Origin of the sequence: Pseudomonas sp. 50_B (assembly GCF_017491625.1) — a bacterium.
GTDB lineage: Bacteria > Pseudomonadota > Gammaproteobacteria > Pseudomonadales > Pseudomonadaceae > Aquipseudomonas > Aquipseudomonas danubii.
Genome location: NZ_JAFGYX010000018.1, coordinates 39433 through 53777 on the forward strand (window position 1 = coordinate 39433; position 14345 = coordinate 53777).

Sequence of the window (14345 nt, forward strand, 5' to 3'; positions counted from 1 at the left end):
TCATGCGCAGTCGCCTTTTCAGCCTTTTATCCTGTCTGCTTCTTTCCGCCACTGCCGTCCAATCCGCCCAGGCGGCGGACCTGACCCAACAACGCCGGTATTACGACGAGGCCAAACGCGCTCTGGCCAAGGGCGATTCAGGCCCTTATTTCCGTTATGCCGATGCCCTGCGCGACTACCCACTGGAACCGTACCTGGCCTATGACGAACTTACGGCCCGCCTGAAGAGCGCCAGCAACGCCGAGATCGAGAAATTCCTCGCCGAACATGGCGATCTGCCCCAGGCCAACTGGATGAAACTGCGCTGGTTGCGCTGGCTGGCGGAACGCGGCGATTGGGCGACCTTCACCAAGTACTACGACCCGAAACTCAATTTCACCGAGCTGGACTGCCTCAACGGCCAGTACCAGTTGGGACACAATCTCAAGGCCGAAGGCTACGCCGCTACCGAAAAGCTCTGGCTGACCGGCAAATCCCAACCGGCCGCCTGTGACGCGCTGTTCGCCCAATGGGCCGCTGAAGGCCAACTGACCGAACAGAAGCGCTGGCAGCGGGCCAAGCTGGCGGCCGAAGCCCGCAACTACCCCCTGGCCAACAGCCTGGTCAAGAGCATGACCACCCTCGCGCCCCAGGGCCGTCTGCTGGTGGACGTGGCACAAAAGCCGGAGCTGCTGAGCCAGCCTTCGCGCTTCCAGCCCGCCGATGAGGCGATGTCCGACGTGGTCGGCCTCGGCTTGCGCCGACTGGCTCGCCAGGACCCGGACAAGGCCATGGCCCTGCTGGACGGCTATGCCAGCAGCATGCACTTCTCACGTGACGAAAAAGTGGCCATTGCCCGCGAAATCGGCCTGACCCTGGCCCGGCGCTTCGACAGCCGCGCCCTGGACGTCATGACCAAGTACGACCCAGAGCTGCGGGACAACACCGTCTCCGAATGGCGCCTGCGCCTGCTACTGCGTCTGGCGCGCTGGGAAGATGCCTACCAGTTGACCCGCAAGCTGCCTCAGGACCTGGCCAGCACCAACCGCTGGCGCTACTGGCAGGCGCGCAGCCTGGAGCTGGCCCAACCGAAGAACCCCCAGGCCCTGGCGCTGTTCAAAGGCCTGGCCCGGGAGCGTGACTTCTACGGATTCCTCGCCGCGGATCACGCCAAGGCCCCTTATCAGTTGAACAACCAGCCGCTGATGCTGAGCCAGGCAGTCATCAACAAAGTGCGCAACACTCCGGGCGTGCGTCGCGCCCTGGAATTCCATGCCCGGGGTCAGATCGTCGATGGGCGCCGTGAGTGGTACCACGTCAGCCGGCACTTCAACCGTGACGAAATGGTGGCCCAGGCCAGGCTGGCCTACGACCTGAAATGGTACTTCCCGGCCATTCGCACCATCAGCCAGGCCCAGTACTGGGATGACCTGGACATCCGCTTCCCCATGGCTCACCGCGACACCCTGGTGCGCGAAGCCAAGGTCCGCGGCCTGCATTCCAGCTGGGTGTTCGCCATCACCCGCCAGGAAAGCGCCTTCATGGACGATGCCCGTTCCCACGTGGGCGCCAGCGGCCTGATGCAACTGATGCCTGGTACCGCCAAGGAAACCGCGCGCAAGTTCAGCATTCCCCTGGCCTCTCCCCAGCAAGTGCTGGACCCGGACAAGAACATCCAATTGGGCGCGGCGTACCTGAGCCAGGTCCACAGCCAGTTCAACGGCAACCGGGTATTGGCATCTGCTGCCTATAACGCGGGTCCTGGACGGGTGCGGCAATGGCTCAAGGGCGCCGACCACCTGAGTTTCGACGTGTGGGTGGAAAGCATTCCCTTCGACGAAACCCGCCAGTATGTGCAGAACGTGCTGTCCTACTCGGTGATCTACGGCCAGAAGCTCAACTCACCGCAGCCGCTGGTGGACTGGCATGAGCGCTACTTCGACGATCAGTGAGGCCAGCCTTCTACAAGCCCGCAGCGACGCGGGCTTTTTATTGGGCGGCCACCCATTGCGGGAGCTGGCATGCCGGCAAAGAGGCCTTCGGACTCAGCACCAGCTTGATGGCCGCTTTCGCCGGCAAGCCGGCTCCTACGCAGATGCCTGAGGGCCGTCGTTGAATTGCAGGGCCGCCAATCGCGCATAGAGCGGACTGTTGGCGATCAGTTGCTGATGAGTACCTACCGCCACCAGCCTGCCCTGATCCATGACCGCAATCCGGTCGGCATTCTTCACCGTGGCCAGGCGATGGGCGATCACCAGGGTGGTGCGGTTCTTCATCAGACTGGGCAAGGCTTGCTGAATCAGATGCTCACTCTGCGCATCCAGGGCGCTGGTGGCCTCATCCAGCAACAGGATCGACGCATCCACTAACAGCGCTCGAGCAATTGCCAGGCGTTGCCGCTGTCCGCCAGAAAGTCCCAGCCCGCCATCCCCCAGGTGAGTCTGATAACCCTCTGGCATCTGCTCGATGAACTCGTGGGCATAGGCGATCTTCGCCGCCTCCTGGACCTGGGCCAGGGTGGCACCAGGATTGCCATAGCGGATGTTCTCTTCGATGCTGCCGTAGAACAGCGCCGGGCTTTGCGACACCAGGGCAAAACAGCGCCGCAGATCCAGCGGATCGAGCTGGGTCAGGGGCACCCCATCCAGCAATATCCGCCCCTGCTGCGGGTCGTAGAAACGCAGCAGCAGATCGTAGAGGGTGGATTTGCCTGCCCCCGACGGCCCGACCAACGCCAGGGTTTCTCCGGCCTGAACCTTCAGGCTAAGGCCATCGACGGCGTAGCGGTCCGGCCTTGACGGATAGGAAAAGCTCAGGCCGTCCAACTCCAGATCGCCCTGCACACGTGCCGGCAAGCTCACCAGACCGCTACTGGGCGCCTGGATAATGTTCTCCGCCCGCAGCAGTTCGGCGATCCGCTCCGCAGCTCCGGCAGCGCGCTGCAGTTCGCCAATGACCTCACTCAAGGTGCCAAAGGCGCTACCGACAATCAGGCTGTAGAACACGAAAGCCGCCAGCTCACCGCCGGAAATACGCCCGGCGATCACATCCATGCCTCCTACCCAGAGCATCACCCCCACCGCGCCCAAGACCAGGACGATCACCAGAGTGATCAGCCAGGCGCGCTGGACAATACGCTTGCGCGCGGTATCGAAGGCCTGCTCCACCGTCACGGCAAAGCGCTGCTCGTCCTGGGCCTGGTGGTTGTAGGCCTGGACCGTCTTGATCTGCCCCAGCGTCTCGGACACATAGCTGCCGACATCGGCGATCCGGTCCTGACTCAAGCGCGACAGGCTGCGCACCCGGCGGCCGAAAATCAGGATCGGCACCAGCACCAGCGGCAAGGCCACCACCACGATGCTGGTGAGCTTGGGGTTGGTGACGAACAGCAGGACGATCCCTCCCAACACCATCAGGGCATTCCGCAGGAACAACGACAGCGAAGAACCGATCACCGACTGCAGCAAGGTGGTGTCCGCCGTGAGCCGCGACTGGATCTCCGAACTGCGATTGTTCTCGTAGAAGCCGGGATGCAGGTAGATCAGGTGATTGAACACCTGACGCCGGATGTCCGCCACGCAGCGCTCGCCGATCCAGGACACCAGATAGAAACGCACGAACGTGCCTATCGCCAGGGCCAGGACCAACAGCAGGAACAGGCCAATGGACTGGTTCAGCAAATGCGGGGACTGGGTCATGAACCCCTGGTCCACCAACAGGCGAATCCCCTGCCCCATGGACAAGGTGATGCCCGCAGTAACAATCAATGCCAACAGGGCGCCGAGCGCCTGCCAACGGTAGGGAGCGATAAAACGGCTGGCCAGATGCAACGCCCGGCGGTGACGAGAAGAGAGCATGCAGTTCATCCATTGACGCACCGGCGACTGACCCGTTGCAGCGGCGGCAACGAGAGGAATTCGCAGGAACTTTGCTAAATCACAATGAGTCAGGTTGATTATGACCGCTGACACTAGCGCCTAGAGATTATCGGTCTAATCCGTGGCTGGCACTCCCCGGGCATTTCTGTTGGAGTGAAGTCGCCGGGCCAGCCCTTGCGGCGGTCTGTAACAGCTTGGTCACCCGGCCATTCTAGAGTAAGCACACAACCTGATGAGGAGACAGGCCATGTCCTTGCAACACAGCAGCAATGACAAGATTCAAGTAATCCGTACCCAGCCGAACCAGTCTCTGGGGTGTGCCATCATCGACGCCCAGGGTCGCGAAGTACCTATTACTGAAGAAATGATCCAGAACGCCTGCCGCGAGCTGGAAAAGCGACTGGTCAAGCCTGCTCGGCAAGATTGACACTCAGCCTCATGTCCTCTTGACCCGGCCAGACGGCCGGGTTTTTTATGCCCGCGCAATACTGCTTGAACGGGTTCAGACTTCGCTGGCGCCCAGGGCCCGAACGATCTGGCTCAGGGCTGGCGAATCACCCTGAATCCGCACCTGCAGCCCGTCGATCTCGCGACGCTCCGGATAATGCTTGCGCAGGCCGTCGAAGGCGCTGCGTTGCTGAGCGACATCATCCGCCAGGCTACGGCGAAAATCCGCATCATCACGGCGCGGGTCATACACCGCCCGGCAGATCATCGCCAAGGCCCAGGCCGGATCGGCATTGGCATTCAGGCTGACTTGCGGCACCCAGGGCGCCGGCAGCAATGTGGCCAGGCTGACCTGTTCGGCCTGACCAAGGAAGCGGCAGTAGGCCTGGTAGATCTGCGCCGTGCCACGCTGCTTGCCATCCAGGCTGTAGCCGGCGATATGGGGCGTGGCCAGCACGCACAGGTCCGCCAGCTCGCGATCCACTGTCGGCTCCTCTTCCCAGACATCCAGCACCGCCTGCAAATCCTCACGCTGCAGCAACACTTCACGCAGTGCCTGGTTATCCACCACCGGGCCACGGGCTGCATTGATCAGCCAGGTACCTTGCTTGAGCTGGTTCAAGCGCTGGCGATCCAGCAGGTGCCAGGTGGCATGCTCGCCATGCCGAGCCAGTGGCGTGTGCAGGCTGATGACGTCGCAACGCTCGATCAATTGCTCCAGGCTGACGTAGTCGCCGCCTTCCGCTGCCTGTCGCTGCGGGTCACAGACCAGGACTTGCCAACCCAGACCGCGCAGGACCTTGATCAGGCGTCCGCCGACTTCACCAGCCCCCACCACGCCGTAACAGCGTTGAGCCAGGTCCGCCCCTTCGATCTCGGCCAGGGTCAACAGGCTGCCCAGTACATAATCCACCACGCCACGGGCATTGCAGCCCGGCGCACTGGACCAACTGATACTCGCCTGCTGGAAGTAATCCAGGTCCAGATGATCGGTGCCGATGGTGCAGGTGCCGACAAACCGCACCGGACTGCCTTCCAGCAATTGGCGATCGACTTGAGTCACCGAGCGCACCAGCAACACATCCGCCTGCTCCACGGTCGCCCGATCAATGGCACGCCCGGGGAAACGCCGGATCTCGCCGAAGCCGGCAAAGAACTCTTCGATCAGGGGAATATTTTCGTCGGCAACAATCAACATGGCTGGCTCCTCGTGCGGAGCCGCAGTGTAGGCGCAGATGACAGGCCGAGCCAGCGCGGCTTGAGGTCGAGCGCTCATTTCCCCGCGGCCGGCCATTACAAATCCACAACACTGGATTTTTTCCTGACCAGAGTGTCAACGCGTAGACTGTCGCGTCCCGCGCAACACGCCTATGGACGCTACGCCCCGTGAATTCCGTGACCGACACACCCATCACCCCAGCCACCAGCCGCCCTGCACGGGTTGGCCGCGAACTGCACGACCTGCTGCGACTGGCCCTGCCCATCATGATTGCCCAGGTGGCCACCACCGCCATGGGCTTTGTCGATGCCGTCATGGCCGGTCGGGTCAGTCCGCGGGATCTCGCGGCCGTAGCCCTGGGCAACTCAATCTGGATTCCAGTGTTCCTGCTGATGACCGGCACCCTGCTGGCCACCACACCCAAAGTGGCCCAGCGCTTTGGTGCCGGCAAGCTGCACGAGATCAGTCCAGTGGTGCGCCAGGCCCTGTGGCTGGCGGTAGTGACGGGCCTCTCGGCCACGCTGATATTGATCAGCGCCGAACCGATACTGCACCTGATGAAGGTTGATCCGGAACTGATCAAGCCCTGCATGGGTTATCTGCATGGCATCGCCAGCGGCCTGCCGGCTGTAGCGCTGTACTACGTGCTGCGCTGCTTGAGCGACGGCCTGGGCCGCACAGTGCCGAGCATGGTCATCGGGCTTTGTGGCCTGGCCCTCAACATCCCCATCAACTACATCTTCATTTATGGCCACTTCGGTGTGCCGGCCATGGGCGGCGTCGGCTGTGGCTGGGCCACGGCGATCGTGATGTGGGCCATGATGCTGGGCATGGCCGGCTGGGTTCACTGGGCACCGGCCTATCGCAAGATCCAGCTGTTCAGCCGGTTCGACTGGCCACAATGGGCGGTGATCAAATGCCTGGTGAGTGTCGGCCTGCCCATCGGCATCGCGGTGTTCGCCGAGTCGAGCATCTTCGCGGTCATCGCCCTGTTGATCGGCAGCCTGGGTGCCACGGTAGTGGCCGGACACCAGATTGCCCTCAACGTCAGCGCCCTGATGTTCATGATCCCCTACTCCCTGGCCATGGCCGTAACGGTGCGGGTCGGCCAGTCTCTGGGCCGTCAGCAACCGCGCGACGCACGCTTCAGCGCCGGAGTCGGCATGGGCGCGGCACTGGCCTACGCCTGCCTGTCGGCAAGCCTGATGTACCTGCTGCGTGAACCCATCGCCTCGATCTACACCAACGACCCGATGGTGATCCAGGTAGCCTCGATGCTCATCGTGTACTCGGCATTGTTCCAGTTTTCCGATGGCATTCAGGTCACCGCCGCTGGCGCACTGCGCGGCTATCAGGACACTCGGGTGACCATGATCCTGACCCTGTTCGCTTACTGGGGGATTGGTTTGCCGGTGGGCTACGCCCTGGGCCTGACCGATTGGTTCGGAGCGGCCCGGGGCCCGAGCGGTCTGTGGGAGGGGTTGATTGCCGGCTTGACCTGCGCCGCGCTGATGCTGTTGATCCGCCTGACACGCAGTGCGCGCAAGCAGATCCGCATCGGCCGTTCGGCGGGTTAATCGAGCTTCTTGCGAATCCAGTAGAGGTAGGTGCCGGCCTCTTCCTGCTGCGCCACCAGTTCGTGGTCGAGGAACACGCAGAACTTGGGAATGTCGCGGCGGGTGGAAGGGTCGGTGGCGATCACCTTCAGCAGCCCGCCTGCGGGCAGGTCGCGAATGTGCTGGTGCAGCATCATCACCGGCTCGGGGCAATTAAGGCCGGTGGCGTCGAGGGTGCCGTCAACCGGCGTATCGATGATTTGACTCATGGTTCACTCCTGAAACAGGCGGCCATTGTCGCGCAATGGTGCCATCGGGTCATCAGTTGCGGGCTCCTGCGGGCGTCGCCACAACACCCCACGCCCAGGAGCCTGCTTATGTAGAAGCGGGCTCCTGCGGGGCATCCGACGCTATGACGAGGGCTACGCCGATTTGGGCTTTTTCACATCCAGGCGCCGCAGATGGCAGGTCACTTCCTCGCGGTCGTGATACAGCTGCTTGCAGCCAATCGCCACCCGAATTCCCCGCGCCTTGAAGCCCTCTTCAATCCGCTCCAGCAAACGCTTCACTTCGGCATAACGCTGCTTCATCGGCAGCTTCAGGTTGACCACGGCCTCGCGGCAATGGCCCTCGCCGATCCAGGTTTCCAGAAGTGCGGCGTTGCGCGCCGGCTTCTCGACGATGTCGCAGACCATCCAGTCCACCGGCTGTCGCGGCTTGAAGGTAAAGCCGTCCGCCATCAGGTGTTGCACCAGGCCAGTGTCCATCAGGCTTTCAGCCATAGGGCCGTTATCGACGGCGGTCACCAGCATGCCGCGATTGACCAACTGCCAGGTCCAGCCCCCTGGCGCCGCACCCAGATCGACCCCGGTCATGTCGCTGTGCAAACGCTCATCCCACTGATCCCGGGGGATGAAGTGGTGCCAGGCCTCTTCCAGTTTCAGGGTCGAACGGCTTGGCGCTTCCCGGGGGAACTTCAAGCGTGGAATGCCCATCGGCCACATGGCCGAGTTGCCGGCATCCGCCAGGCCGACAAAGACTTCACGCCCACTCTTGAAGGTCAACAGCAAGCGCGGCTTGGCGGCATCCTCCACCAGCTTGCCGGCAGCGCTCAGGGCCTTGCGCAGCGGACCTTCGAACTTTTTGCAGAAGTTCGACAATTCCTTGCCGTCATTGGTATCCACCACCTCCAGCCACAGGCTGCCGCACTGGGGAAAGCCGGCCAGGTAGGCCAGGATCACGCTAATGCGGTCGGTTTCCGGCAACTCGATGAAGCCGCCGCGGGCCCACTGCCGGGGGAAGATCAGTTCGGCAAAGCGCAGCCCCTGCATCAGGCGCTGGGCGCCATCGTCCTCGGTGCAGATGAACTCGGCGCAGGCAGTGCTGGGCTTGGCCTTGGCGTAGCCGGCGACATTCAGCCGAGCCGCGTGGTCGGCGATCTCGGAGCAGACTTCGCCCTCGAAACCGGGCCGGCAATGGATAAACAGGGTGTTCATTGAATCTCCTGGGCAAATGGCGACGAATCGATGCGCAAACCTGCCCTGTAGCAAAGCCTGTCACGAAAACCGGCGCATCATAACCGAGTTCGGAACCTTGGACTGACCCCAGGAGTCCAGTGATTAGCTATAAGCCCCAAACAGAGCTAGGTTAACCCTCTGTCCGTATCACAGGCCCGTAGCCGTGCGGGCCACAAGGAGTCATTCAATGCCATCCCTCGATAGCCTGAAAACCCTTAAAACCCTAAAAGTCGACGACAAGACTTATCACTATTTCAGCCTGCCGGACGCCGCCAAGAGCCTGGGCGATATCGACGCCCTGCCCATGTCGCTGAAAGTCCTGCTGGAAAACCTGCTGCGCTGGGAAGACGACAAGACCGTCACCGGCGCCGACCTCAAGGCCCTCGCCGCCTGGCTCAAGGAGCGTCGCTCCGACCGGGAGATCCAATACCGACCCGCTCGCGTCCTGATGCAGGACTTTACCGGTGTGCCCGCCGTGGTTGACCTGGCCGCCATGCGCGCTGCCATGGCCAAGGCCGGTGGCGATCCACAACGGATCAACCCGCTGTCCCCGGTGGATCTGGTGATCGACCACTCGGTGATGGTGGACAAGTTCGCCAGCAGTAGCGCCTTCGAACAGAACGTCGACATCGAGATGCAGCGCAACGGCGAACGCTATGCCTTCCTGCGCTGGGGCCAGAGCGCCTTCGACAACTTCAGCGTGGTGCCGCCGGGTACAGGCATCTGTCACCAGGTCAATCTGGAATACCTGGGGCGCACGGTCTGGACCAAGGACGAGGATGGCCGCACCTACGCCTTCCCCGACACCCTGGTGGGCACCGACTCCCACACCACCATGATCAACGGCCTCGGCGTGCTGGGCTGGGGCGTGGGCGGGATCGAGGCAGAAGCGGCGATGCTCGGCCAGCCGGTGTCGATGCTGATTCCGGAAGTCATCGGCTTCAAACTCACCGGCAAGCTCAAGGAAGGCATCACCGCCACCGATCTGGTGCTGACGGTGACCCAGATGCTGCGCAAGAAGGGCGTAGTGGGCAAGTTCGTCGAGTTCTATGGCGATGGCCTGGCCGACCTGCCCCTGGCAGACCGCGCCACCATTGCCAACATGGCCCCGGAATATGGCGCCACCTGCGGCTTCTTCCCAGTGGACGACATCACCCTGGATTACCTGCGCCTGTCCGGGCGCCCTGCCGAGTTGGTGAAACTGGTGGAGGCCTATAGCAAGGCCCAGGGCCTGTGGCGCCTGCCGGGCAAGGAGCCGGTGTTCACCGACAGCCTGGCCTTGGACATGGGCACCGTGGAGGCCAGTCTCGCCGGCCCCAAACGGCCACAAGACCGGGTTGCGCTGCCCAATGTGGCCCAAGCCTTCACCGACTTCCTCGACCTGCAGTTCAAGCCCACCAGCAAGGAAGAAGGTCGCCTGGAAAGCGAGGGCGGCGGCGGTGTCGCCGTGGGCAATGCCGACCTGGTGGGCGAAGCCGACTACCAGGATGCAGGCCAGACCTATCGCCTGAAAAACGGCGCGGTGGTGATCGCCGCCATCACCTCCTGCACCAACACCTCCAACCCTAGCGTGATGATGGCGGCAGGCCTGGTGGCCAAGAAAGCCGTGGAAAAGGGCCTGCAGCGCAAACCCTGGGTCAAGAGTTCGCTGGCTCCAGGCTCCAAGGTGGTGACTGACTACTATAAAGCCGCCGGACTTACGCCTTACCTGGACCAACTGGGCTTCGATCTGGTGGGCTATGGTTGCACCACCTGCATCGGCAACTCCGGACCGCTGCAGGAGCCGATCGAAAAAGCCATTCAGCAGGCCGATCTCACCGTGGCTTCGGTGCTATCGGGAAACCGCAACTTCGAGGGCCGGGTCCATCCTCTGGTCAAAACCAACTGGCTGGCCTCGCCGCCGCTGGTGGTGGCCTATGCCCTGGCCGGTACGGTGCGCATCGACCTCAGCAGCGAGCCCCTGGGGCACGGCAAGGACGGCCAGCCGGTGTACCTGCGGGACATCTGGCCCAGCAGCCAGGAAATCGCCGAGGCCGTGGCCCAGGTCAACACACGGATGTTCCACAAGGAATACGCCGAGGTGTTTGCCGGTGACGCCCAATGGCAAGCCATTGAAGTGCCACAGGCGGCCACTTATGTCTGGCAGGGCGACTCGACCTATATCCAGCACCCTCCCTTCTTCGACGACATTGCCGGCCCCCTGCCGGAAATCAAGGACGTCAACGGTGCACGGGTGCTGGCGCTGCTGGGGGACTCGGTGACCACCGACCACATCTCTCCCGCCGGCAACATCAAGGCCGACAGCCCGGCCGGGCGCTACCTGCGGGACAAGGGCGTGGAACCGCGAGACTTCAACTCCTACGGCTCGCGTCGGGGCAATCACCAAGTGATGATGCGCGGCACCTTCGCCAACATCCGCATCCGCAACGAAATGCTCGGCGGCGAAGAAGGCGGCAATACGCTCTACATCCCCAGCGGCGAGAAAATGCCGATCTACGACGCGGCCATGAAATATCAGGCCTCGGGCACGCCGCTGGTGGTCATCGCCGGTCAGGAATACGGCACCGGCTCCAGCCGTGACTGGGCCGCCAAGGGCACCAACCTGCTGGGGGTCAAGGCGGTGATCGCCGAAAGCTTCGAGCGCATCCATCGCTCCAATCTGGTGGGCATGGGGGTCTTGCCCTTGCAGTTCAAGCTCGACCAGAACCGCAAGAGCCTGAAACTCACCGGCAAGGAGACCCTGGACATCCTCGGCCTGAGCGACGTGGAACTGACCCCGCGGATGAACCTGCCCCTGGTGATCACCCGTGAGGATGGCAGCCAGGAGAAAATCGAGGTGCTGTGCCGCATCGATACGCTGAACGAAGTCGAGTACTTCAAGTCCGGAGGGATCCTGCACTACGTGTTGCGCCAACTGATTGCATCCTGATCCACCACGAAATAAAACACCGCCTCAGGGCGGTGTTTTTCGTCGGTCTGTCGAACAAAACTCAGCTGGTTATACTTGCCGCCCGCCAAAGCTGACTCACCGGTCGCAATGGCGACTACAGATCCGCCGCTGAACAACGTTTCTGCAATACCTCTTTCTTTTGCAACAAGGATTCCACATGACCGCTTTGCCATGGATGTATCTGGCACTCCTTTCTATCGGCTACGCACTGGCCCTGAGCTACGGGCAACTGGGGCTGCTGGCCGCCCTCTCGATCTTCCTGCTGCTCTGCGCCGGATTTGCCGTACGCCAGCAACGCAGCCGCATCGGCCAATACCTGGGCCACGGCCTGTTCGTGGTGCTCGCCCTGGCTCTGGCCATGCACTGGCTGCCAGGCTTCTACAACGGCCGGGCCATCGACCCGCAGCGCTTTACCGACGACGCCGTGCCCTTCTCCATGTACCTGAATCAGGACAAACCGCTGATCGGCTTCTGGCTGCTCTTGGTCTGCCCCTGGATCGTCGGTCGGCGCTCGCTACGTCTGTCGTTCTACGCAACGGTTCTGGCCCTGACGTTGTGCGCAATCGCCGCATTGGGCGGAGCATTGCTGCTGGGAATCATCAGTTGGGCGCCGAAATGGCCGGATCAGGCCTGGTTGTGGGTGCTGAACAATCTGCTGCTGGTCACCCTGGTGGAGGAAGCGCTGTTCCGGGGTTACATCCAGGGCGGCCTGAGCCGTAAATTCAAGGCCCTTCCCTATGGTGAGAACCTGGCACTGCTGTGTGCGGCCCTGTTATTTGGCCTGGTACACCTGGGTGCTGGCTGGCAATGGACCCTACTGGCGACCATCGCCGGGGTCGGCTACGGTCTGGCCTATCGCTTTGGGGGCCTGGGTGCGGCGATTGCCACGCACTTCGGTCTCAATCTGCTGCATTTCGGCCTGTTCAGCTATCCGATGCTCGCCGGATAACCCAGCGAAAAGTTGCCCAAACCAGTACTTCAGGACAATTGACTATCAAGGAAGAAGATCAATGATTAACGCCTCGCCAACGCCATCGGAACCTCGGTGGCGCATTTTGCAAGCGACAGCTTCTGCCTAATGAGACCCAGCGCCGATTATTGAAAAATAATTTCAATAATCGGCTGAAGCGGCCGACAACCCATCAAAGCCTTGCGGATTGAAAAACCATGCGTAATAACCAGCCTGTCACTCAGCGCGAACGTACCTTCCCGGCTCAACAACGGTTGATTTCCACCACCGACGCCAAAGGCGTGATCACCTACTGCAACGATGCCTTTGTCGAGATCAGTGGGTTCTCCCGTGAAGAACTGGTTCGCGCGCCGCACAACCTGGTCCGTCACCCTGATGTCCCAGCGGCAGTGTTCGCGCACATGTGGGGCACCTTGAAACAAGGCTTGCCATGGATGGGCATCGTCAAGAACCGCTGCAAGACCGGCGACCACTACTGGGTCAACGCCTATGTGACTCCGGTGTTCGAAGGCAACCAGGTGGTGGGTTACGAATCGGTACGGGTCAAGCCCACCGCCGAACAAGTGCGCCGCGCCGAAGCGCTTTACCAGCGTATCAACTCCGGCAAGTCGGCCATTCCCAAGCGTGACAAGTGGCTACCGGTGCTGCAGGACTGGCTGCCCTTCATTCTGGTCAGCCAACTGAGCTTCATGATCGGCGCCTGGCTCAACTCCCACTGGGGCTTTGCCCTGGCGGCGGCGCTCTCGGTGCCGCTGGGCCTGCTGGGCCTGAGCTGGCAGCAACGCGGCCTCAAGCGCCTGTTGCGCCTGGCCGAGCAGACCACCTCCGACCCGCTGATCGCCCAGATGTACACCGACAGCCGCGGCGCCCAGGCACGCCTGGAAATGTCGATCCTGAGCCAGGAAGCGCGCCTGAAGACCTGCCTGACCCGCCTGCAGGACACCGCCGAGCACCTCAACGAGCAGGCTCGCCAGTCCGATACCCTGGCCCACAACAGCTCCAGCGGCCTGGAACGTCAGCGGGTCGAGACCGAGCAAGTGGCCACCGCAGTCAACCAGATGGCCGCCACCACCCAGGAAGTGGCCAGCCACGTGCAACGCACCGCCGACGCCACCCAGGAAGCCAATCGCCTCACCGGTCGTGGCCGGGACATCGCCGGGGAAACCCGTGAAGCAATCCAGCGCCTGTCGGTGGTGGTGGGCGAAACCGGCCTGACCGTGACCCAGCTGGCCAAGGACAGCGACGAGATCGGCGGCGTGGTGGACGTGATCAAGGGCATCGCCGACCAGACCAACCTGCTGGCCTTGAACGCGGCCATCGAAGCGGCACGCGCCGGGGAAATGGGCCGCGGCTTTGCCGTGGTCGCCGATGAAGTGCGCCAGCTGGCGCAACGCACCAGCGAGTCCACCGGGCAGATCCACACCCTGATCGCCAAGCTGCAACAAACCGCCGCCACCGCCGTGCAAACCATGGACGCCGGTCACCGTCAGGCCGAAGAAGGCGTGGCGCGAGTGCTGGAAGCCGACCAGGCGCTGGTGGGCATCAGTGAAGCGGTGGCCAACATCACCGACATGACCACCCAGATCGCTGCCGCCACCGAAGAGCAAAGCTCGGTGGCCGAAGAGATCAGCCGCAACATCAGCACCATCGCGCAACTGGCGGACCAGACTTCGGAGCAGGCCCAGCACTCGGCCGAACTCAGCGAAGCCCTGACCCGCACCGCCCACACCCAGTACTCGCTGGTGGAGCGTTTCAACCGCTAAGCCCCCGGGCCGGCGACAAAAAAACCGCAAGCACCGGCTTGCGGTTTTTTTATGCCTGCGAACTCG

Annotated in this window: 11 protein-coding genes; 6 read left to right on the forward strand and 5 right to left on the reverse strand. The window is 62.5% G+C overall.

The window, feature by feature from the left end:
* The first annotated feature begins 2 nt into the window (after positions 1–2).
* Positions 3–1931 (forward strand): transglycosylase SLT domain-containing protein, encoded by a 1929-nt coding sequence (locus tag J5M73_RS22790; RefSeq protein WP_207816205.1) that lies wholly within the window; start codon positions 3–5, stop codon positions 1929–1931.
* Between the two features lie 135 nt (positions 1932–2066).
* On the opposite strand, the gene J5M73_RS22795 is transcribed toward J5M73_RS22790, so the two are convergent.
* Positions 2067–3845, reverse strand: coding sequence for an ABC transporter transmembrane domain-containing protein (locus J5M73_RS22795; protein WP_180988585.1), 1779 nt, complete (start codon positions 3843–3845; stop codon positions 2067–2069).
* Between the two features lie 259 nt (positions 3846–4104).
* On the opposite strand from J5M73_RS22795, the gene J5M73_RS22800 reads away from it, so the two are divergent.
* Positions 4105–4284 (forward strand): PA1571 family protein, encoded by a 180-nt coding sequence (locus J5M73_RS22800; RefSeq protein WP_102863786.1) that lies wholly within the window; start codon positions 4105–4107, stop codon positions 4282–4284.
* Between the two features lie 75 nt (positions 4285–4359).
* Here J5M73_RS22800 and pdxB read toward each other — a convergent pair whose 3' ends face one another.
* Positions 4360–5502 carry a 4-phosphoerythronate dehydrogenase PdxB gene (pdxB, locus tag J5M73_RS22805; RefSeq protein ID WP_102863787.1) on the reverse strand — a complete coding sequence of 381 codons (1143 nt, stop codon included), beginning with the start codon at positions 5500–5502 and terminating at the stop codon, positions 4360–4362.
* 188 nt (positions 5503–5690) lie between these two features.
* Between pdxB and J5M73_RS22810 the strand changes: the two genes are divergently transcribed.
* Positions 5691–7100: an MATE family efflux transporter gene (locus J5M73_RS22810; protein WP_102863788.1), complete on the forward strand. Its 1410-nt coding sequence runs from the start codon at positions 5691–5693 to the stop codon at positions 7098–7100.
* On the opposite strand, the gene tusA is transcribed toward J5M73_RS22810, so the two are convergent.
* Together tusA and rlmM are read right to left on the reverse strand one after the other, a co-directional pair.
* On the reverse strand, positions 7097–7348 hold the full coding sequence (gene tusA, locus J5M73_RS22815; protein WP_047302965.1) for a sulfurtransferase TusA: 252 nt from the start codon (positions 7346–7348) through the stop codon (positions 7097–7099). The genes J5M73_RS22810 and tusA overlap by 4 nt on opposite strands.
* A gap of 153 nt (positions 7349–7501) precedes the next feature.
* On the reverse strand, positions 7502–8575 hold the full coding sequence (gene rlmM / locus J5M73_RS22820) for a 23S rRNA (cytidine(2498)-2'-O)-methyltransferase RlmM (protein ID WP_102863789.1): 1074 nt from the start codon (positions 8573–8575) through the stop codon (positions 7502–7504).
* 208 nt (positions 8576–8783) lie between these two features.
* Here rlmM and acnA point away from each other — a divergent pair, with 208 nt between their 5' ends.
* A complete protein-coding gene (acnA, locus tag J5M73_RS22825; protein WP_102863790.1) occupies positions 8784–11525 on the forward strand; it encodes an aconitate hydratase AcnA in 2742 nt (913 codons plus the stop codon).
* Here acnA and J5M73_RS22830 read toward each other — a convergent pair.
* Positions 11495–11719, reverse strand: coding sequence for a hypothetical protein (locus J5M73_RS22830; RefSeq protein WP_207816206.1), 225 nt, complete (start codon positions 11717–11719; stop codon positions 11495–11497). The two genes, acnA and J5M73_RS22830, sit on opposite strands and share 31 nt — an antisense overlap.
* Here J5M73_RS22830 and J5M73_RS22835 point away from each other — a divergent pair.
* Together J5M73_RS22835 and J5M73_RS22840 are read left to right on the forward strand one after the other, a co-directional pair.
* Complete coding sequence (locus J5M73_RS22835) at positions 11704–12495, forward strand: CPBP family intramembrane glutamic endopeptidase (protein WP_102863791.1); 792 nt, start codon at positions 11704–11706, stop codon at positions 12493–12495. The two genes, J5M73_RS22830 and J5M73_RS22835, sit on opposite strands and share 16 nt — an antisense overlap.
* Before the next feature lie 218 nt (positions 12496–12713).
* Positions 12714–14279, forward strand: coding sequence for a PAS domain-containing methyl-accepting chemotaxis protein (locus J5M73_RS22840; protein WP_102863792.1), 1566 nt, complete (start codon positions 12714–12716; stop codon positions 14277–14279).
* The last annotated feature ends 66 nt before the right edge of the window (positions 14280–14345 follow it).